Origin of the sequence: Paraburkholderia terrae (assembly GCF_002902925.1) — a bacterium.
GTDB classification, from domain to species: domain Bacteria; phylum Pseudomonadota; class Gammaproteobacteria; order Burkholderiales; family Burkholderiaceae; genus Paraburkholderia; species Paraburkholderia terrae.
Genome location: NZ_CP026112.1, coordinates 570,192 through 588,771, shown reverse-complemented (window position 1 = coordinate 588,771; position 18,580 = coordinate 570,192). Strand labels below are relative to the sequence as shown.

The following is an 18,580-nucleotide window of genomic DNA, read 5'->3' as shown; positions in this document are numbered from 1 at the left end:
AGCGTCATGCGACCCATGGACGTAGGACTGCCCGACATGTGGATTGCGACGGAAACGGGAACCAGCCCGCGCGCCTCGGCGGCGGCTGAAGCGCCGGCGCGATGCGCGTTCGCCACTTCGTGGCGCCCCGCCTGAACCGCGCGCGCACGCGGTCGAGCGATAGTCTTAGCGCGGACGACGATGCGATTCGGCGATGATTTCGCACACTTCCAGATGGGTGCGCCACGCGTCAACGAAAAATTCGCGTACACGGGCAAGGAAACCGCCTTTCGTAGCCGTCGAGGTAGCAGTAGCGTAGTTCATTGCAAGCTCCATTCAGGGTTATTGCCTAGGTATTAACCCTATAGTACACCCGTCTATGGTGCATTGCAAAATAAAAATCCACGCGCACTGGCACCTTTTTCAGTGATGTTATCTCTTCATGCGTGTCGCATCGAAGCGCGTCAACCCTGGCCGCGCGCTTCTTCATCGATGACCGAACGATGCCGCGTTTCCGGCATCAGCCAATACGTGACGAGCGAAACCGCGGCGCACGCGCTCACGTAGTAGAAGAACCACGACTCGTGGCCCGCATGCTTGAACTTCAGCGCGAGATATTCGGTCGTGCCGCCCATCACCGACGACACCACCGCGAACGGCAAACCGACGCCGAGCGCGCGCAGCTTCGCGGGGAACAGTTCCGACTTCACGAGCCAATGGATCGACGAGAAGCCGCTCAGGATGGCGAGCGCCGCGAGGTTCAGAGCAAAGGCGGCCCACACGCTGTGCGTGCTGCCGAGCGCGTGCATCAGCGGCACCGTGCAGAACGTGCCGCCGATGCCGAAGATCAGCATGACGGGCCGCCGCCCGACCACATCCGACAACAGTCCGTAGAGCGGCTGAAAGCACATGTAGATCACGAGCGCGACGGTCGCGATCAGCGTCGCGGTATCGCGGCTGAAGCCTGTCGTGTTGACCATGTACTTTTGCAGATAGATCGTGAACGTATAGAACGCAACCGTGCCGCCGATGCTGATGCCGATCGTCCATAGCGTTTGCATGCGATGCCGGACCAGCAGCGCAAGCAGGCTGCCGCGTTCCGACTCGCGTGACGCCTGGCCGGCGGCGAGCGTATCGGCACGCTCGAACGCGTCCGTCTCCGCGATGCCGCGCCTCAGATACAGCGCGAACACGGCGAGCGCGCCGCCGATCGCGAACGGTATGCGCCAGCCCCATTCTTCGAGCTCCGTAGGCGTCAGCGCGAAGCGCTGCAACACAAGCATCAGCGCGAGCGCGACGAGTTGCCCCATCACCACTGTCACCTGCACGAAGCCGACGAAAAAGCCGCGCCGCCCGGTCGGCGCCATTTCGCTCAGATACGTGGCACTCGTGCCCGCCTCGCCGCCCATGCTGAAGCCTTGCAGCAGACGCGCGCAGACGAGCACGGCTGGCGCCGCGACGCCGATCGTCGCGTAAGTCGGCGTGAGCGCGATGATCAGCGAGCCGACGCTCATCATCGCCACCGACAAGCTCAACGCGACGCGCCGTCCGTGGCGATCCGCGAGCGCGCCGATCGCCCAGCTGCCGAGCGGTCTCACCACATAACCGATCGCGGCAACGGCAGCCGCGTTCAGCAGCTGCGCCGTCTGATTGCCGCCGGGAAAAAAGGCCTTGCTGAAATAGATCGAGAAGATCGAGTACGCGAGAAAGTCGTACCACTCGATCACATTGCCCGCGCTGCCGCCGATGATCGAGCGCAGCCGCTCGCGCCGCGCGGCGGGGGAAGCCTGAAGCGTCAGATCATGCGGCGTTGCGGCCATCCTGTGTCTCCTTGCGGCTATCGGGCCGCTTTGCTTTGTGCTTGCCGTCGTGCTTACCTGCGGTACTGCTTGCGCCCTGTTGCTAGCCTCGCGTCGAGAGCAGGCGCACGAGTTCTGCGGCGTCCGACTTACTCTCGGCGTGCATGATCCACTCGACGATTCGTTCAATCTGCGCGCTCTCGATACGATGCTCGGCAAGCTTCGTCATCTTGTCGATGATGTCCGCTTCGCTCGCGAACGCATGCTCGCTGCCGCGTTGCGACTCGACAGTTTCTTCGAGCCGCGTGCCGTCGCGCAGCGTCGCCTCGACGCGCACGGTGTGACGCGCGCCGCGGCCGCGTGCGGTGATAGCCGGGTCTTCGAGCACCTGCACGCGGTTCGCCAGCGCCATGCGCTGCGGGTCCGCCACCTTCGCTTCGCTGAACTGGTCGACGAACACATCGCCTTCGAGCAACAGCGTGGCGACGCAGTACGGCAGGTTCAGTTGCGCGGACGTCAGGCCCTGCGGCACATACGGCCAGCCGACATGATCGACCGTCACGCGCGAGCCATGCACGACGATGCACTCGACGTCGTCTGCGCCGAATGGATGGCGCGCCTGCATGGCGCGGATCGCGTCGAGCGTCGTGTGGTTGCTGCCGACGCACGAGTAGAACTTCAGCGCAATGTTCATCGTCTCGAAGCGCTCGCCGAGTCCGTCGATCAGTTGCGTGAGATCGTAGCGGTCCGTCGAGCGCGAGAATGTGCTGCAAAAACCGCCGTACGTGTTCTCGAACACATCGACGATGCCGGTAAAGCCGTTCTGCGCCAGCAGCGCGCCATACAGCCCGCTTTGCGCGGCGCGCCCGGCATGCATGCGCTTGACCATCGCGCCGAATTGCGCGGCCATCAGGCCCGCCGACTGCGTGCCGCCGATGCCGAGCGCATGCACGGTCTGCGCGGTGTCGAGGCGCAGCGCGGCCGCCGCGCCCGCCGCCGCGGAAAACACGCCGACCGTCGCGCCCGAATGCCAGCCCTGCGCAATATGTTCAGGACCCATGCACATGCCGACGCGCGGCCCCACTTCATAACCGGCCACACAGGCGCGCAGAAAATCGCGGCCACTCATGCGCGCATCGGCGGGCAGCGTCTCGGCGACGGCGAGCACGGCGGGCAACGTGACGGCGCCGACATGCAGCACGCCCGCGCGATGCACGTCGTCGAGTTCGAAGCTTTGGATCAGCGTGCCGTTCACAAGCGCGGCGTGCGGCGCGGACAGCTTCATCGGCGTGCCCCATACCGTGCATCCCGGTGTCGTGTCGACGCGCGCGAGCGTGTCCGCGAGGATGCGGCTCCATTCGAGCGCCGAGCCGAACAACGCGCAGCCGATGGAGTCGAGCAGCAACAACTTGATGCGCGCGATCACGTCGTGAGGAATCGCGTCGTAACGCAATTGCGCGACGAATGCCGCTACGCCGCCGGTATAGGGGTTTGTGCCGATGTCGTGGCGCTGGTTCATCGCGTGTCGGGCGCACTGGCGCGGAGTGGAAATTCGATGACCAGTATCCGCACGCGACGGGCGTTTGTGAATTGCACGTGGCGTGATTATTATTGCTTCACACGCAAGAATTGGCAGTCCGCGAATCGCCTGACCATGAGGGCTCATGAACCGCTTTCCCGGCGTCGATCTCGACGCGCTTCGCGCTTTTGTTGCCGTTGCATCGCACGCGTCGTTCAACGATGCCGCCATCGAACTCAGCCTGTCCGCGTCCGCGTTGACACGCCGCATCAAGCGGCTCGAAGAAGCGCTCGACCTGATGCTGTTCGAGCGCACGACGCGCACGGTCGCGCTCACGTCATCGGGCGAATTGCTGCTGCCGCGCGCGCAAAGCGTGCTGCGCGAACTCGATGCGTCGCTGCAACTCGTCACGCAAGCGACGCGTATCCGCACAGGTCAGTTGACCATCGCGTGCATTCCCACCGTTGCGAAGTTTCTGTTGCCGAAGATCGTCGGCAGCTATCACCGGCGACGGCCCGAGGTGCGGCTGCGGCTGCTCGAAACCGATCTTGCGACGGTCGCGCGGCGTGTCGCCGACGGCGACGCGGAGTTCGGCATCGCGTTTCTCGTCAACGAGACGCCGGAGCTCGTCATCGACGAACTGTTGGTGGACCCGTACGTGCTCGCCTGCCCCGCCGATCATCCGCTCGCAAAAAGCGAGCATGTTGCGTGGCGCGAACTGCGCCCGTGGCCGCTGATCGTCTCGGGCACGACGAGCGGCAACCGGCGCATGCTCGATGCCGCGTTGCGCGACATCGACTGGCGCCCGGACCGGTTGATCGAAATTGAACATCTGACGACGTCGCTCGGACTCGTCGAAGCGGGTCTCGGTATCTCAATCATTCCGCGCTGCGCGGCGCCGCGCGACGCGCAATCGCGAATCGCCATACGTCCGCTCGTGGAGCCGACGGTTGCGCGCACAATCGGTTTGATCCGGCGACGTGATGCGGTGCTGTCGGCAGTCGCGCGGGACTTTCGTCTCGCGCTGCGCAGAATGGCGCCGCTCGATCCTTCGATGATGCAGCCGGAGTGATGAAAGACAGGTGTGTGCCGTACCGGCGTTATTTGCTCAATTTGCGGTACAGATGGTTAGCACGTGACAGGTGCGCATGCATGGCTTCGGCAGCCGCATCGCCGTCATGCGTCGCAATGGCGTCGACGATGCGTTGATGCTCCGCCAAGGTCAGCTCTTCCGCGCCCGGCGCACGCACGAGCGGCCGATAGTATTCGCCCGCCCAGCGGAACAGCGACTCGACGATCGACGGGAAAATCGGATTGCCGCTGATCCTCGCGATCTCGCGGTGAAACGCCATGTCGCGCTCAATGAACTCTTCGAGATTGACCATCGAAGCCCGATGTTGCGCGACGCTCAATTGCAGTCGCGCCACGTCCTCTTCCGTCGCGCGCTCGGCGGCCATGCGCGCCGTGCCCGTTTCGAGAAAGAGGCGCGCGTGCTTGAGATGCTCGAGCATCTCCGGGTCAGTGCGCAGCAAGTGCATCGCGCCGCTTGCGATCTGGCCGATCAGCCGGTCGGCCGTCGGCACGACGACACGCGCGCGCTCGCCGTGTACGATCTCGACGATGCCCGAGCGTTCGAGCGTCTGCAGCGCCTCGCGCACGGCAGGCCGCCCGACGCCATAGATTTCCATCAGTTCCCGCTCTGATGGCAGCTGCGCGCCGGGCGCGATTTCGCCCGAGCGGATACGCTCCATCAGACGGTCCACCACTTCCTGGTACAGCTTCCGACGCGGGATGATCTCGCCCATTACATTTCAGCGACAAGCTTCTGGTGTAATGACAATACCATACACCGATCGATTCTTGCGAGGAACCGCTCGCTGTATCCGTTAGCCGCGCAGCGTTCACTCCACGTCGCGGCCCTCTTTGACCAATCCGAAGAACGACGCGCCGCCGATCTGCCCGCCCTTCAGCACGATCTCCAGCCCATCGCGCTGCGCCGACTTCGACCACGCGCGGCACAACGGCGCGCCCGGTGCGAGACCCGCTGCAACACTCAGCGCATCGATGCCCAGCGTACTCGCGACTTCGCCTGAACTGTCGCCGCCCGCGACGACCACACGCGACAGCGGCACGCGCTCCAGCAAGCGTCGCATCACTTCGGCCAGCGCGCCGCCGACGTTGCGCGCGGCCTGCTGACGCGTCAGGCCCGCATCGCGCGCAATCGCGTCGAAGCCGATCACGTCGGGATCGTCGGGGCCTTCCGCGCTATGCACGATGCTGCTCACGCCGCGGCGAAGCGCATCGGCAGCGGCGCCAACCGCGCGCTCGATCTCCGCGCCGCCCGATTGCGAATCGAGCGCGCGGCGCAGATCGAGCCGTTCGACATGAAACCCGTGCGCCCGCGCCCAGGCGATTTGCGACGCCGTGACGGGCGAACAGCTACCGCTCACGGCGGCGATCGTTTCGACGGGCCGGGCGACGGGCAGCGAAGGCGTCGCGGGCAACCAGCCGCGCGAGCGCCAATATGCGGCCAGCGCGTATTGCAGCCCAGACGATGACGCGCTGAACACGCCCTCGCCGCGCCGCTCCCACACGAGGCGCCCCGCTTCGATGAGCGTCTCTTCATCGAGCACGTCGATCAACACGACGGGTTTGTCGTCCGCACTGAGCGCATCGACGCGCGCCGTGCCCGAGCCGTCGCGCAATTGCAGTATGTCGATCAGCTCGATGCGACGCGACGTCTGCCGCCCGAGATGCACGCGCAGATCCGCTTCGTCCATTGGCGTCACGGGATGACGCGACATCGTCGGATGACGGTCGAGCCGATAGCCCGTACCGTTCACGGCGGCAAACAGATTGCCGAACATCTGATAACGCTTCAGGCGCGGCGCGCCAATTACCATCGGCGACCAGCGCGCGCGCATCACGTTCACGCCGATGTCGATGGCCGCGCCGATCGAACCGACTTCCGGCGACGAGTCGAACGTCGAGCACACCTTGTATTGCAGGATAGGCGCGCCGAACGCCGCGAGACTCGCGAACGCGGCTGGCAACTCGTCGCGCATCCATGCAGGGTCACGCCCGCGCGACGAACCCGCCAATCCGACGCAACGAATCTCGGGAAAGCGCGCAAGCAGGTCGGGCGTCGGCGTGTCGAGACACAGCACCGTCGGCACGCCCGCTGCCGTCATCGCCTCCATCGCATCCGTCGAGCCGGTGAAGTCGTCGCCGTAATAGGCGAGCAGCGGCCCCGCCGGAAATGCCGTTTGCGCGGAATCGGACATACGCGTGCTCACTTCCAGAAACCAAGCGCCGCGCGCAGCGCCGGATTGCGCTCCGCGTGCTTCTCCAGCGGCACGCCCTCGATCGCCGCAACCCATGCTTCGCGCAGCGCTTCGACACCCGCCGCGACGCCCTGCGGATGGCCAAAGATGCCGCCGCCCGCCGTGTGGATCAGATCGGCGCGGCCGAGCGCGGCGTACGTATCGGCGGCCTGCAAGCCCGTCTGCCCCGAACTGAAGACGGGCATCGCCGTCATCGGCGCGTCGGGCATGACGGGCGCGAGCACCGCGCGCGCCGCCGCGATGACGCTTTCATCGGGCTCGCTGAACTTGTTGCGCAAGCCGTTCACGTGCAGATGATCCGCTCCCGCGAGCCGCCAGATCATCTGCCACGGCGCGTAATCCCAGCCGAGTTCAGGACTGCGTGACAGATAACCCCAGCCTGCGCGATGCGCATGAATCGGCACTTGCGCGTGCTTGCGCAATTCGTGCAGGCCGACCAGTCCAATCGAATTGAGCACCGCCATCACGCAGGTTCCGCCTTGCGCCAGCACGAGGTCATGCCGCCGGAGCATCTGGTCGAGATCGCCTGTCACGTTGAAGGCGACCATCGCCTTCTTGCCGGTGCGATCGGCGTGTTCGTTGACCACGCGCATCACCGCCTTCACGCGCTCGTCGAACGGGCAATGCGAGCCGTCGCCTTGCAGTTCGTCATCCTTGATGAAGTCGATGCCGCCATCCACCAGCTCGCGCACCTGCTGCGCGGTCTCCTCCGGCGACAGCCCGACGCTCGGCTTGATGATCGTGCCGATCAGCGGACCATGCGTGACGCCGCTCAGCTTGCGCGTGCCGTCGATACCGAACGCCGGGCCAGGATACGCCGCCGCGAACGAAGCCGGCAGCTTCAGGCCCGTGAGCCGCAAGCCCGACACCTGGCGCAGTTCGAACAGATTGCCCGCGATGGTCGACATCAGGTTCGGCAGCGACGGCCCGAAGTTCTCGATTGGCCACGACAGTTCGAGCGTGCAGCGCGTGTACACCCCCGATTTCATGCCGCCCGGCAGGCTCGGTTTATCGACGGTTTCGAGTATGTCCAGGCGCTCGACGCGCGCGCCGGAACGCGCCTTCAGTTCGGGCGTCTCGCCGGGCAGCGCGACGAAGGTGCCGCTCGACTGTTCGCCGGCGATGACATCGGCGGCCCGGCCCGGATCGTCGCCCGTTTCGAGCCAGTAAGTAGCGTGAATGCGTTCGCTCACGATGCAGTCCTGTTGGAAGTCAAAAGAAAACAGCGCTCAGCACGCATCACGTGATACGGCGGATGCTGTCCGCAATCTCCGCATGATCGAACACGCCCTTCCAGTCGTCGCGCATCAGGCGCGGCTTGCCGAACTCGATTGCCTTGTTGCACGCATCGGAGAATGCGCCGGGGATTTCGTTGAAAATCACCGCGCTCAGAATGTTCATGTGGCCAAGCAGGAAATCGCGCGCGGCCTGTTCGGGCACGCCGCGTTTCACGGTTTCGTCCATCGCTTCTCGCATCACGTAAAGCAGCGTCGCGCAGATCGTCTCGGACAAGCCCGGTTCCAGCAGCGCCATCTGGTCGACGGTCAAACGGTATGAACGCAGGATCGGCTGATAGATCGTCTTCGCGACATCCTCGCCGAGATCGAACGCGGACTCGGGGCCTTGCATCAGCGCGCTCGTGATCGACTGCTTCGCATACGCGCCGCCGAAGAAATCGCGGCGCGCTTTCGGGTCGTCATCGTTGTTGAAGATGATGGGATGACACGGATGCGCGACGAAGTAAGTCAGATCGGGCCTGTCGGGCAGATGGCCGGCGAACGGCGCGGCGGCATCGAGCGTCATCACCATCGTGCCCGCCGGCAGCTTCGGTGCGATCTCGTGGCTGATCTTGCCGATCAGCGTATCGGGCACGGCGAGGATCACGACCTGCGCGCCGTCGAGCGCGGCATCGACGGATACGCAATCCACGTTCAGTTCATCCTTCAGGCGCTTGCGGCCCGCTTCGCTCACTTCGATGTGCGCGACACGATAGTCCGACTTCAGCAGGTTGCTCGAAAGACGGAAGCCCATCTTTCCGCCAGCGCCGAACAGTGCAATTTTCTCTTTCATCGTGCTCTCTCCTTGCAGGGGTGCGTCATGTTCATGAATTTCGGTTGATCAGCCCGCGCGCGGGTCCAGCGCGACGGCTGCGTGTTCGTCCTGCGGGCGCGGGCGGCGCTCGCCGCAGAACGCGAAGGCCAGCACGGCGCTCATCAGCATGAAGGCGCCGACCACGAACATCGGCGCGTGATACGAGCCCGTCGCGTCCTTCAGCGCGCCCGTCACGTACGGCGCGACGAAGCCCGCCAGATTGCCGACCGTGTTGATCAGCGCGATGCCTGCGGCGGCGGCCGCACCCGACAGGAAGCGCGCGGGCAGTGCCCAGAAGTTCGGCAGCGCCGAGAAGATCGCGCAGGCCGTGATCGTGATGACGGCGATAGCCGTCGTCGGCGACTTCATGAAAAGGGCGAGCGGAATGCTGAGTGCGCCAACCAGCGCCGGAATGCCGATGTGCCATGCGCGCACGCCGTGTTTCGTCGCGTTGCGGCTCCAGAGGAACAGCACGATCGCGGCAGGCAGATAGGGAATCGCTGTGATCAGCCCTTTCTGGAACACGTTGAACTGCGAGCCGAACTGCGCCTGGAAGCCGCCGATGATGGTCGGCAGGAAAAACGCGAGCGCATAGAGACCGTAGATCAGGCCGAAATACATCAGCGAGAACAGCCAGACGCGGCCGCTCGTCAATGCGGCGCCTGCGTGGTGGCGATGCTGCGACGAACCGGCTGCGCGCTGGCGCTGCTCGGCTTCGAGTTCCGCGGTGAGCCACGCCTGTTCGCTGGCAGTGAGCCAACGCGCCTGCGACGGCCGGTCGCTCAGATAGAACCACGCGACGATGCCGACGACGATCGCAGGAATCGCGACGCCGAGGAACATCACGCGCCAGCCGGCCAGGCCGAACAGCCCATGCGCTTCGATCAGCAACGCGGCGAACGGCGCGCCGATCACGATGGTCAGCGGCTGCGCCAGATAGAACAGCGCGAGGATGTGGCTGCGATGGCGCTGCGGCACCCACATGCTCAGGAACAGGATCGCACCGGGAAAGAAGCCCGCTTCCGCCACGCCCAGCAGAAAGCGCAACCCATACAGCCCCGGCACGCTGCTCACCCACGTGAAGAGCAGCGCGACGATGCCCCACGTCACCATGATCCGCGCGAGCCAGCGGCGCGCGCCGAACTTGTGCAACGCGAGGTTGCTCGGCACTTCGAGAAAGATGTAGCCGATGAAAAACACGCCTGCCGCGAAACCGAACTGCGCGGCGTCCAGCCCCAGATCCTTCGTCATGCCGTTCGGGCCAGCGAACGAGATCGCCGTGCGGTCGAGGAAGTTGATGAAAAACATCAGCGCGACGAACGGCACGAGGCGCAGCGAAACCTTGCGGATGGTCGAGCGCTCAAGTTGGCTCGGGCTTGCCTGTTCGGCGTGCGGGGCAGTTTGCATTGCGTCTCCTCCGATGGGTCTCGCGGCTCTGCGCTATTGCACAGATCACTCATGTGCTGTGCTGGTGTGATGAGTAGACCATCAAGATTAAAAAAGCGGCACTGGGTTTACTACCAACACCTTTCAGCAGTTCATTGGCGCGTCGGCGCGCCTTCGTTATGGGCGCGCGGCGGCGGCGTCGCTCGTTACCGTCGTCGCGATCAGACAGGCAAACGGACGCAGCCTGAATGACGCCGCGCGCGACATGCCGACTTTGCTCCGCAGCGACGCTTCGTCGATCATCACCGCGCGCAACCCGCCCGATGTCAGGCCACGCAGATCGAGCCGCGCGGCGCGCGTGGAGCCGGTCAGATTGGCGACGATGAGATGCGCTTGCCCCTGCGCGTCGCGCGCCGCCACGCACGCGATTTCGCGCGGATTCACGCCCGCGCATGTGAGCCGCGTCGCGCCCGCCATGCCGGCCAGCGCCTTCGCCACATCGAACATCGGATAGCGGCGCACGCCATTGCTCACGTCGGCGAGTCCGCGCGCGCCTGTCAACGCGCCAAGCGTCAACGTGTCGACGCGCGCGCCCGCGAGCGCGGCTGCGTAACCGGCCAGCCACGCGCCGCCGAACAGCGCGCGCTGGCGTGGATCGCAGGCGGCCATCGCGATGCGCTCGCCGTGCGGATTCGGCATCACGCGTGACCCGTACGGGTTCTGACGCATCCCGATCGACACCGGGCCGATGGCATACGGCTGCGCGCCGATCAGCGCGCGACATGAGCGCGTGATGTGCGGTATGGCTTCCAGCGTCTGCATCACGCTGCGATCGTCAGCGGCGTGGACGATCGGACAGGTCGCGTGCGTCGTCCAGTCGACAAGTTCGAGCGGCGGACGCTTGCGATTGAGTTCGGTGAAATAGCTGAGCATGCCGCCGCCGATGCGCAAGCCCGGAAACGCGCGGCGGGCTTCCCGATACACCTCGTCAAGCGCGGGACATGGCGGGCTGACGCTGCCGGGCGGATTCGACTGCCGATGCACCGACGGACTGACGACGATCCCCGTCAACTCGATGCCGGACAACGCGACCAGCGAGGCAAGCGCATCGAGTTCCGCGCGCGGCGCATCGACGCCGGGCAGCGCGTATTCGAGCACGCAGCGAATACCGCTTTCGCGCTGCAACGTCGCGAAGCGTTCAAGCTCATGCAAGCCGTGGCCTGCCGTCGGATCGAAGCTCAGCGTCAGTTGATGCGGCGAGAGTTCAGCCAGCAACGCCCGGTGATCGAGCGCGGCGTCGACTTCGTCGGCTGCGATTGCAATGCCGAGCGCGGGCATTCGTTCGTCCACGCGTTCGTTCAGATCGAGTGTGAGCGTTTGAAGGTGCGCTTGCGTCGATACGTGCGGATCAGGACGAGCCAATGCCTGCTCTTCGACATCAAGCGTCACTGTCTGCGTCATCGTCGCGCCTGCGTCGAGCGTGAAAGGCCACGGCAATTCCAGTGGCCGCGAATAGGTCTTGAACGACGCATCCGACCAGTTGCGCTGGTCTTCCATTTCGAACACATCGCCCGTGAACGAACAGTACACGGTGAGGCCGCACGGCATGTCATGTTCGATCGAGCAGATGTCCTTGAAGGGCTGCCACGGATCGATCAGCGCAGGAAACGCCGCGCTTTCGCGCGTGCCGTCACCGTGCTCGACGCGTGCCGGGGCGCCCGCCACGCCCTCCAGCGGATGCAGCACGCAGAAGCCGCAGCGTGCCGTGAGGAAGGCATCATGCGCAGTCACGGTTGCGCTGAACGCCAACACGTCGCGCCCCATGCAATCGATCGACAACGCGTAGCTCAGCGCATGTCCATCGGGATTCGTGCATTGCGCGCGGTACGCCACACGAAATCCGTTCTCGTTCTCGTCGATCTCGATGCCGCTCAGCGTGGGGCGACAGGTTCCCCAATCCTTGTCCCGCACCAGGAATGCAACCGCGCGGATCACTTCGACGTCGCGATAGCGGATGTCGTGCAGCGCGCCATCGATCAGCAGCGCGGACCACGGCCCCGCTTGCAGACGCCGCGCCTGATCGACAGGCTGACTCGTGCCGTAGTAGGTTTGCGCCAGATCGCCGCTCATCGCGCGACCTGCCGAAGCCCGGCATCCCCGCGCGACGAGGCTCGCTCCAGCTCGCGCAGATCCACGCTGCGCCCTTCGCGCGCGGACAGATACGTCGCTTCGACGAGCGCGAGCGTGCGCAGATTGTCGCGACCGCTCGTCGCCGGCTCGCGCCCGCTGCGCAGGCAATCGATCCAGTGCGACTGGATGTTCAGCACGCTGCCCTGAATCGCTTCCCACGGCGCGCTGGACCACGACAGCGCGGGCGGCGTCGCGTCGCGCAATTCGGTGCCCGCAGCGGTGTGAATCTGCAACTGGTAATCCGCCATGAGCCGTAACGTGCCGGCCGAGCCGTCGACCTCGATCAGCGTCTGCGGAAACAGTTCGTGCGGCAGCCGCGTCGCGTAGCTGCAATCGACGATGCTGTTCACACCGCTTTCATGACACAGCATGATCGTCGCGACGTCTTCGCCCTTGATCGCGGGATTGACGCGCGACATGCTGGCCGTCACACGCGTCGCGTCGCCGAACAGAAAGCGCGCGATATCGAGCACATGAATGCCCAGGTCTTCGACGATAAAGCGCTCGCCTTCTGCCAGATAAGGCTGGCCGCTGAACACGTCGAATGCCGAACGAAACGACACGCGACCCCAGAACGGCCTGCCGATCGCGCCCGCTTGCAACGCCGCGCCGACAGCCTGAATCGCGCTTTGCCAGCGGAAGTTCTCATGTACCATCAGCGGCACGTTCGCTTCGTCGCATGCGGCGACCATCGCGTAAGCGTCGTCGAGCGTGCGGGCGAACGGCTTCTGGCAAATCGTCGCGACGCCCGAGGTGGCCGCCAGTTCGACCAGCGCGCGATGACTCGCGACCGTCGTCGCGATATCGACGAAATCCAGCCGTTCTTCGCGCAGCATTGCAGCGGCATCGGTGTAAAGGCGCTCGATGCCGAACTCGCGACCGGCGGCAGTCAGACGCGCTTCATCTGCATCGCACAGCGCGACGATGTTTGCGCCAGAGACATCGCGCCACGCATGCAGATGATTGCGCGCGAAGAACCCGCAACCGATCAAGGCGCCATCGAATGGTTCGCGCCCACGAAGCGTCGATTCACTCATCGTTCACGCTCCCGTCGCGGCCTGCTTCTGCAACGCGAAGCGTTGCTGCACGCGGCGCTGGATCTGATCGACCACGACAGCGGCCACGATCACGACGCCCTTGATGACCGTCTGCCAGAACGCGCTGACGCCCATCATCACGAGCCCATCGGACAGAATGCCGATCACGAACGCGCCGATGATCGTGCCGCCGATCTTGCCGCGCCCGCCCGACATCGACGTGCCACCGAGCACGGCCGCCGCGATGGCATTCAGCTCGAAGGTCTCGCCGCTCATCGGATGCGACGCGACCAGTTCCGACGAGATGATCAGCCCGACAATCGCCGCGCACAGCCCCGAGAACATGTAGACGAACATCTTCACGCGGTTCACGCGCACACCGGACAGTTGCGCCGCGCGCTCGTTGCTGCCGATTGCGTAAATCTGCCGCCCAAGCGGCGTGCGGCCCGCAATATACGCGGCAATCGCACCGACCACGACCAGCAGCCAGATCGTCAACGGAATGCCGAGTATCGTCGCGCTGCCGAGCAAGGGAAAACCCGTCGTGCCGTAATCGGGATTACCCGTGAGGTTCGGAAACGTCTCGCCGCCCGACGACAGCAACGCCGCGCCGCGCGCGATATACAAGGTGCCGAGCGTCGCGATGAACGGCGCGACGTTCAGGCGCGTGATCAGCAGCCCGTTGACCGCGCCGACGGCAACGCCCGCCAGCAGCGCAACCACGATCGTTTCCGGCACGCTCAGATACAGCGTGTACTCGTCGCCGAGTGGAATGCCGTGCAGGATCAGCCCGCCCGCGACCATACCGGACAACCCGACGATCGAGCCGACGGACAGATCGATGCCGCCCGCGACGATCACGAACGTCATGCCGATCGCGAGAAACGCATTCAGCGCGACGTGCCGCGACATGATCAGCAGGTTTTCGATGCTCAGAAAGTTATGCGCCGCGAACGAGAAAAAGATCGCAACGGCAAACAGCGCGATGAACGTGCGCAGCTTGAGCAGCAGCAGAAGCGGTGCTTCGCCGATGCTCGCGCCCGGTGCTTCGCCCTTGATAGCCATCGTCATGAATAATCTCCAGGGTGTTGCTGGATTTGCTTTGAGACACGCCGCGTCATGCCGCGGCGCGTTGTTCGGTTGATGCCGTGCGGTGTCCGATCGCGGACGCCGCGACGAGTGCGTCTTGCGTCGCTTCGGATGCGTCGAATTCGGCGGTCACGCGTCCGTTCGACATCACCAGAATGCGGTCGGACAGCGCCATCACTTCTTCGAGATCCGACGTCACGAACAGAATGCCGAGTCCCTTCACGGCGAGATCGCGCATCACCTTGAAGATGTCAGCCTTCGCGCCGACGTCGATGCCGCGGCTCGGTTCGTCCATCAGCAGCACTTTCGGCGTGGTCATCAACGCACGCGCGATGATCACCTTCTGCTGGTTGCCGCCCGACAGCGAACTGACGGGCAGCCGCCAGTCGGCGACCTTGATCGCGAGATCGCGGATGTATTGCGTGATCGAGCGCTGCTCGCGCTGCGTGCTGATATGGAAAACACGCGCGAATTCCGCGAGGCTGGACAGCGTCATGTTCTCGCCGATCGAGAGAATCGGCAGCAGCGCATCGGCCTTGCGGTCCTCGGGAATCAACGCGAGACCTTGCGCGACGCGGCGCGCGATCGGCTTGCCCGCAAGCGGCTTGCCGTCCAGCACGATCTCGCCCGTCGCATGCGGATGACAGCCAAGAATGCATTCGAACAGTTCAGAGCGCCCGGCGCCCATCAACCCGTAAATGCCGACGATCTCGCCCGCATGCAGCGACAGCGACACGTGATCGACCAGCAAGCCGCTGCCTTTGCGCGGCAGCGACACGTCGCGTACCGTCAGCACTTGCGCGCCGCGCGCGTGGCCGATCGGGCGCGAGAAATCTTTGGTGTCGCGGCCGACCATCTGGCGCACGATCCACGGCACGTCCACTTGCGCCATCGGCTGGTTGCCGGTGATGCGGCCGTCGCGCAACACCGTGATGTAGTCGCCGATACGGATCAGCTCCTCGAGCCGGTGCGAGATATAGACGATGGCGACGCCATGCGCCTTCAAGTCCGCGATCACCTGAAACAGCACGTCCACTTCAGCCGCGCTCAACGCCGAAGTCGGCTCGTCGAGAATCAGCACGCGCGCGTCGTGCGCGAGCGCCTTCGCAATCTCGACCAATTGTTGCTGGCCGATACGCAGATCTTCGACGAGCGTATCGGGGCTCACGTCCAGTTCGAGCCGCTTGAGCAGTTCACGCACCTTGCGCCGTTGCGCGTCGGCATCGATATCGATGCCCGCGCGCGTGATCTCGTGCGCGATGAACACGTTCTCGGCAATCGTCAGATTCGGGAACAGATTCAGCTCCTGAAACACGATGCCGATGCCGTGCCGCAAGGCGTCAGCGCTGCTCGTCAGCTCGATCGGCTTGCCGTCCAGAAGCAGGCGTCCGGTGCTCGGCTGCTCCGCACCGGCGATGATTTTCATCAAGGTCGACTTGCCCGCGCCGTTCTCGCCGACCAGCACGTTCACAGCCGCGCGCCGCACCGCGAAGTTCACCTCTTTCAGCGCGACCGTGCCGGGATAGACCTTCGTCACGCCTTCTACATGAAGAATCACGTCGTCCACTGCGCCGGCCTCGCTCATGACTTGCCTCCCAGCGCGAGCGCAAGCGGCACGATCTCGGGCTGATCGGCCGATGAGTCATACGAGAACGTGCCCGTCACGGTGATCGGCTTGCCCTTGAGCGCATCGCGCGGAAACGGCTTCATCACATGCGTGGCCGCGTAGCTGTTCAGCGCGGTGCCGAACTGCGCGTATTCGATCTGATTGCGAAAGCTCGTGAACGAGATGAAATCGAGCGTGTCGCGCAGCGTCGTGCCGAGCACGGTCGGACCAATGTCGACGATCACGTCGGCCTTGCCGTCACCATCGATATCGACACCCACGGTGCCCTGGCTCGATTGCGTGTCGACCTCGACGATCGTGCCGTGCAGCTTCGTCGGGAAATTCCACGGCGCGCCGTCGTCCTTGCCGCGATAGCCGTATTTCTTGCCCGCCGTGTCGGGGTCCGCCTTGATCGCGTCGCGCAACGTCGCGTAGTCGGTCGCGCGCTTTTCGACGTCGGGCACGATTTTCGTGCTCCACATCGACGCGACCATCGCGTTCGGATCGTAGCCAGCCGACGCGTATGCGTCGCGAGAATTTTTTGATGTCTGTGCGTCGTGTTTGACCAGCTTGCAGCCTTGCAACGCCCCGCTCGCGGCAATGACGATGATCGCCGCGTACATGCAACCTCTCATGGATGACCTCACGGTACGCCGGATGAGAAAACTGATGTGACCGGTGATGATGCGAATCGGTGACAAAGCGCGGGGATGCGCGTGGCATCCCCGTCGAGTCGAACGATGATTTCAGCGCAGCGCGAACATGTCGAGCTTGCCGGCGTTCGTCTTCGTGATGAGCGAGCAGTTGATCAGCTGCTTTTCCGGCTTGCCGGTGGCGCCCGTCTTCATGTACTTGTCGGCCTGATCGACGGCTTCCGTCGCGGCCTGCGCGGCGGGTTGCAGCACGGTCGCGCGAATGTCGTTGCGCATGATCGCGTCGCGCACGTCGTTGCTGCCGTCAAAGCCGACGACGATCACGTCGGAGCGCTTCGCCGCCTTCAGCGCAGCCGATGCGCCCATCGCCATGGTGTCGTTGCCCGCAATCACGCCCTTGATGTCCGGGTGGCTCTGCAGGATCGTTTCCATCACGCGATACGCTTCCGTCTGGCTCCAGTTGGCCGACTGCCGCTCGACCATCTTCATGCTCGAAAACTGGTCGATCACGTCGTGATAGCCCTTCGAGCGGATGCCGGCATTGATGTCCGCCTCGCGGCCCACCAGCTCGACATAGTTGCCCTTCTCGCCAAGCGCCTTGACGAACGCGCGCCCGCCGAGCTGCGCCCCCTGATAGTTGTTCGACACGATCTGCGACACGGCAATGCCCGTCGCGTTGATTTCGCGGTCGATCAGGAATGACGGAATGCCTGCCGCCTTGGCCTTCTTGACGGCGGCAATCGATGCCTCGGAGCCCGCGTTGTCGAGGATGATCGCCTTCGCGCCGCGCGCAATGGCCGTATCGACGAGATTGGATTGCTTGTTCGCGTCGTCGTCGTGGACGAGGACGATGGTGTCGTAGCCGAGCGCCTTCGCACGCGCGTTCGCGGTGTCGGCTTCGGCCTTGAAGAACGGGTTGTCGTGTGAGGGAGTAATGATGGCGATCAGATTCGCCGCCTGCGCCGTGCCGCTCGCGCCGACGACCGCCAAGGTGGCCAACGCGAGCGCGAGCCACCGCTTCGATGCTTTCATCGTTTTGTCTCCTTTCTGGTTAAACGCCTATGCACTGCCTGAAACCAGTCGACGGTCGTGTTTTGTCGTTACAGTCTACTCATCACTTGTGCCGTCATGATGTCATCATACCAGTCACATTGCGGTCGACAAGGAGAATCGAGCCAGGGTTTTCGCCTGGTATGGGCAATGTTCTGGTGAGGTCGTGTAGAACAGGCTTCGGCGGTCGAGCCTTCGCTGTCACGGGGCGTTCAGCGCGTTGGCGGGCCGTAGCCGAACCAGGTCCGGCCGTTGGTGGGCGTCCCGCGGGCGGGGACTTCGAGATTGGAACCGGTTTCGTTGGTGGCAAAAAAAATGACCCCGAAGGGTCATTTTCTAATACTGGAAACGCGTTACTGCGGCTGGATGTTCGCAGCCTGCTTGCCCTTCGGGCCCTGCTTCACTTCAAACGTCACTTTCTGGTTTTCCTGGAGCGATTTGAAACCGCTCGACTGGATTTCCGAAAAATGTGCGAACAGGTCTTCACCGCCGCCATCCGGCGTGATGAAACCAAAACCCTTTGCATCATTGAACCACTTCACCGTACCTGTTGCCATTTTGCAAGATTCCCAAAATTAATATTGCGCGTCGGTGGCGCTCCGCCAGCCGTGCGATGCACTTTTTAACATGGAGTCGTGGTTCCTCACAATCAGCATTTTTGCTTGGGCCCGCTGGCACAACTGGAAACCTGCTGACGGCGCGCGATCTGAATTGCATACACTTTCATCGGCTCCCGTCCCGAGACCGTTCATTCCGTGGGCATCAGCGCGATTTCGCCGCTCTCGATCACCTGTTTGAACTGAAAATTGAAACGGCCGTTCGACGCTGGAGATACCA

General features: G+C 64.1%; 16 protein-coding genes. 1 reads left to right on the top strand and 15 read right to left on the bottom strand.

Features of this window, described 5'->3' with window-relative positions:
- Positions 1–165 precede the first annotated feature (165 nt).
- From C2L65_RS45540 to C2L65_RS18775, 3 genes are all read right to left on the bottom strand, one after another.
- Entirely contained in the window at positions 166–303 is a 138-nt protein-coding gene (locus tag C2L65_RS45540; protein ID WP_156132208.1) for a hypothetical protein, read from the bottom strand.
- A 140-nt stretch (positions 304–443) separates the two neighbouring features.
- Complete coding sequence (locus C2L65_RS18780) at positions 444–1,799, bottom strand: MFS transporter (protein ID WP_042304616.1); 1,356 nt, start codon at positions 1,797–1,799, stop codon at positions 444–446.
- 82 nt (positions 1,800–1,881) lie between these two features.
- The gene (locus C2L65_RS18775; RefSeq protein WP_042304617.1) at positions 1,882–3,297 is read right to left on the bottom strand and encodes an MmgE/PrpD family protein; all 1,416 of its coding nucleotides are present in this window, start codon (positions 3,295–3,297) and stop codon (positions 1,882–1,884) included.
- 145 nt (positions 3,298–3,442) lie between these two features.
- Between C2L65_RS18775 and C2L65_RS18770 the strand changes: the two genes are divergently transcribed.
- Positions 3,443–4,369, top strand: a complete 927-nt coding sequence (locus tag C2L65_RS18770; RefSeq protein ID WP_042304618.1) for a LysR family transcriptional regulator — start codon at positions 3,443–3,445, stop codon at positions 4,367–4,369.
- 28 nt (positions 4,370–4,397) lie between these two features.
- Here C2L65_RS18770 and C2L65_RS18765 read toward each other — a convergent pair whose 3' ends face one another.
- The 12 genes from C2L65_RS18765 to C2L65_RS18710 form a co-directional block, all read right to left on the bottom strand.
- The gene (locus tag C2L65_RS18765) at positions 4,398–5,102 is read right to left on the bottom strand and encodes a transcriptional regulator NanR (protein WP_007580961.1); all 705 of its coding nucleotides are present in this window, start codon (positions 5,100–5,102) and stop codon (positions 4,398–4,400) included.
- A gap of 96 nt (positions 5,103–5,198) precedes the next feature.
- Complete coding sequence (gene oiaK, locus C2L65_RS18760) at positions 5,199–6,581, bottom strand: 3-oxo-isoapionate kinase OiaK (RefSeq protein WP_042304760.1); 1,383 nt, start codon at positions 6,579–6,581, stop codon at positions 5,199–5,201.
- An 8-nt stretch (positions 6,582–6,589) separates the two neighbouring features.
- Entirely contained in the window at positions 6,590–7,834 is a 1,245-nt protein-coding gene (locus C2L65_RS18755) for a ribulose-bisphosphate carboxylase large subunit family protein (RefSeq protein ID WP_042304619.1), read from the bottom strand.
- 46 nt (positions 7,835–7,880) lie between these two features.
- Positions 7,881–8,711 (bottom strand): phosphogluconate dehydrogenase C-terminal domain-containing protein, encoded by an 831-nt coding sequence (locus tag C2L65_RS18750; RefSeq protein ID WP_042304620.1) that lies wholly within the window; start codon positions 8,709–8,711, stop codon positions 7,881–7,883.
- A 48-nt stretch (positions 8,712–8,759) separates the two neighbouring features.
- Positions 8,760–10,139, bottom strand: coding sequence for an MFS transporter (locus C2L65_RS18745; RefSeq protein ID WP_042304621.1), 1,380 nt, complete (start codon positions 10,137–10,139; stop codon positions 8,760–8,762).
- Between the two features lie 156 nt (positions 10,140–10,295).
- Positions 10,296–12,248, bottom strand: coding sequence for a D-apionate lactonase (gene apnL / locus C2L65_RS18740; RefSeq protein ID WP_063769771.1), 1,953 nt, complete (start codon positions 12,246–12,248; stop codon positions 10,296–10,298).
- Complete coding sequence (locus C2L65_RS18735; protein ID WP_042304622.1) at positions 12,245–13,345, bottom strand: Gfo/Idh/MocA family protein; 1,101 nt, start codon at positions 13,343–13,345, stop codon at positions 12,245–12,247. Before C2L65_RS18735 ends, apnL begins: the two co-directional genes overlap by 4 nt.
- A 3-nt stretch (positions 13,346–13,348) precedes the next feature.
- The gene (locus tag C2L65_RS18730) at positions 13,349–14,416 is read right to left on the bottom strand and encodes an ABC transporter permease (RefSeq protein WP_042304623.1); all 1,068 of its coding nucleotides are present in this window, start codon (positions 14,414–14,416) and stop codon (positions 13,349–13,351) included.
- A gap of 46 nt (positions 14,417–14,462) precedes the next feature.
- Positions 14,463–16,019 carry a sugar ABC transporter ATP-binding protein gene (locus C2L65_RS18725; RefSeq protein WP_042304624.1) on the bottom strand — a complete coding sequence of 519 codons (1,557 nt, stop codon included), beginning with the start codon at positions 16,017–16,019 and terminating at the stop codon, positions 14,463–14,465.
- A complete protein-coding gene (locus tag C2L65_RS18720) occupies positions 16,016–16,663 on the bottom strand; it encodes a DUF2291 family protein (protein ID WP_233446577.1) in 648 nt (215 codons plus the stop codon). The genes C2L65_RS18725 and C2L65_RS18720 overlap by 4 nt, the downstream gene beginning before the upstream one ends.
- 123 nt (positions 16,664–16,786) lie before the next feature.
- Positions 16,787–17,725 carry a D-ribose ABC transporter substrate-binding protein gene (locus C2L65_RS18715; RefSeq protein ID WP_042304626.1) on the bottom strand — a complete coding sequence of 313 codons (939 nt, stop codon included), beginning with the start codon at positions 17,723–17,725 and terminating at the stop codon, positions 16,787–16,789.
- Positions 17,726–18,096: 371 nt separating this feature from the next.
- Positions 18,097–18,300: a cold-shock protein gene (locus tag C2L65_RS18710; protein WP_036000361.1), complete on the bottom strand. Its 204-nt coding sequence runs from the start codon at positions 18,298–18,300 to the stop codon at positions 18,097–18,099.
- Positions 18,301–18,580 lie beyond the last annotated feature (280 nt).

Bases quoted from the DNA above. Each gene is read 5' to 3' on its own strand.
- C2L65_RS45540 (WP_156132208.1), bottom strand. From the start codon at position 303: ATGAACTACGCTACTGCTACCTCGACGGCTACGAAAGGCGGTTTCCTT.
- C2L65_RS18780 (WP_042304616.1), bottom strand. From the start codon at position 1,799: ATGGCCGCAACGCCGCATGATCTGACGCTTCAGGCTTCCCCCGCCGCG.
- C2L65_RS18775 (WP_042304617.1), bottom strand. From the start codon at position 3,297: ATGAACCAGCGCCACGACATCGGCACAAACCCCTATACCGGCGGCGTA.
- C2L65_RS18770 (WP_042304618.1), top strand. From the start codon at position 3,443: ATGAACCGCTTTCCCGGCGTCGATCTCGACGCGCTTCGCGCTTTTGTT.
- C2L65_RS18765 (WP_007580961.1), bottom strand. From the start codon at position 5,102: ATGGGCGAGATCATCCCGCGTCGGAAGCTGTACCAGGAAGTGGTGGAC.
- oiaK (WP_042304760.1), bottom strand. From the start codon at position 6,581: ATGTCCGATTCCGCGCAAACGGCATTTCCGGCGGGGCCGCTGCTCGCC.
- C2L65_RS18750 (WP_042304620.1), bottom strand. From the start codon at position 8,711: ATGAAAGAGAAAATTGCACTGTTCGGCGCTGGCGGAAAGATGGGCTTC.
- C2L65_RS18745 (WP_042304621.1), bottom strand. From the start codon at position 10,139: ATGCAAACTGCCCCGCACGCCGAACAGGCAAGCCCGAGCCAACTTGAG.
- apnL (WP_063769771.1), bottom strand. From the start codon at position 12,248: ATGAGCGGCGATCTGGCGCAAACCTACTACGGCACGAGTCAGCCTGTC.
- C2L65_RS18735 (WP_042304622.1), bottom strand. From the start codon at position 13,345: ATGAGTGAATCGACGCTTCGTGGGCGCGAACCATTCGATGGCGCCTTG.
- C2L65_RS18730 (WP_042304623.1), bottom strand. From the start codon at position 14,416: ATGACGATGGCTATCAAGGGCGAAGCACCGGGCGCGAGCATCGGCGAA.
- C2L65_RS18725 (WP_042304624.1), bottom strand. From the start codon at position 16,019: ATGAGCGAGGCCGGCGCAGTGGACGACGTGATTCTTCATGTAGAAGGC.
- C2L65_RS18720 (WP_233446577.1), bottom strand. From the start codon at position 16,663: ATGTACGCGGCGATCATCGTCATTGCCGCGAGCGGGGCGTTGCAAGGC.
- C2L65_RS18715 (WP_042304626.1), bottom strand. From the start codon at position 17,725: ATGAAAGCATCGAAGCGGTGGCTCGCGCTCGCGTTGGCCACCTTGGCG.
- C2L65_RS18710 (WP_036000361.1), bottom strand. From the start codon at position 18,300: ATGGCAACAGGTACGGTGAAGTGGTTCAATGATGCAAAGGGTTTTGGT.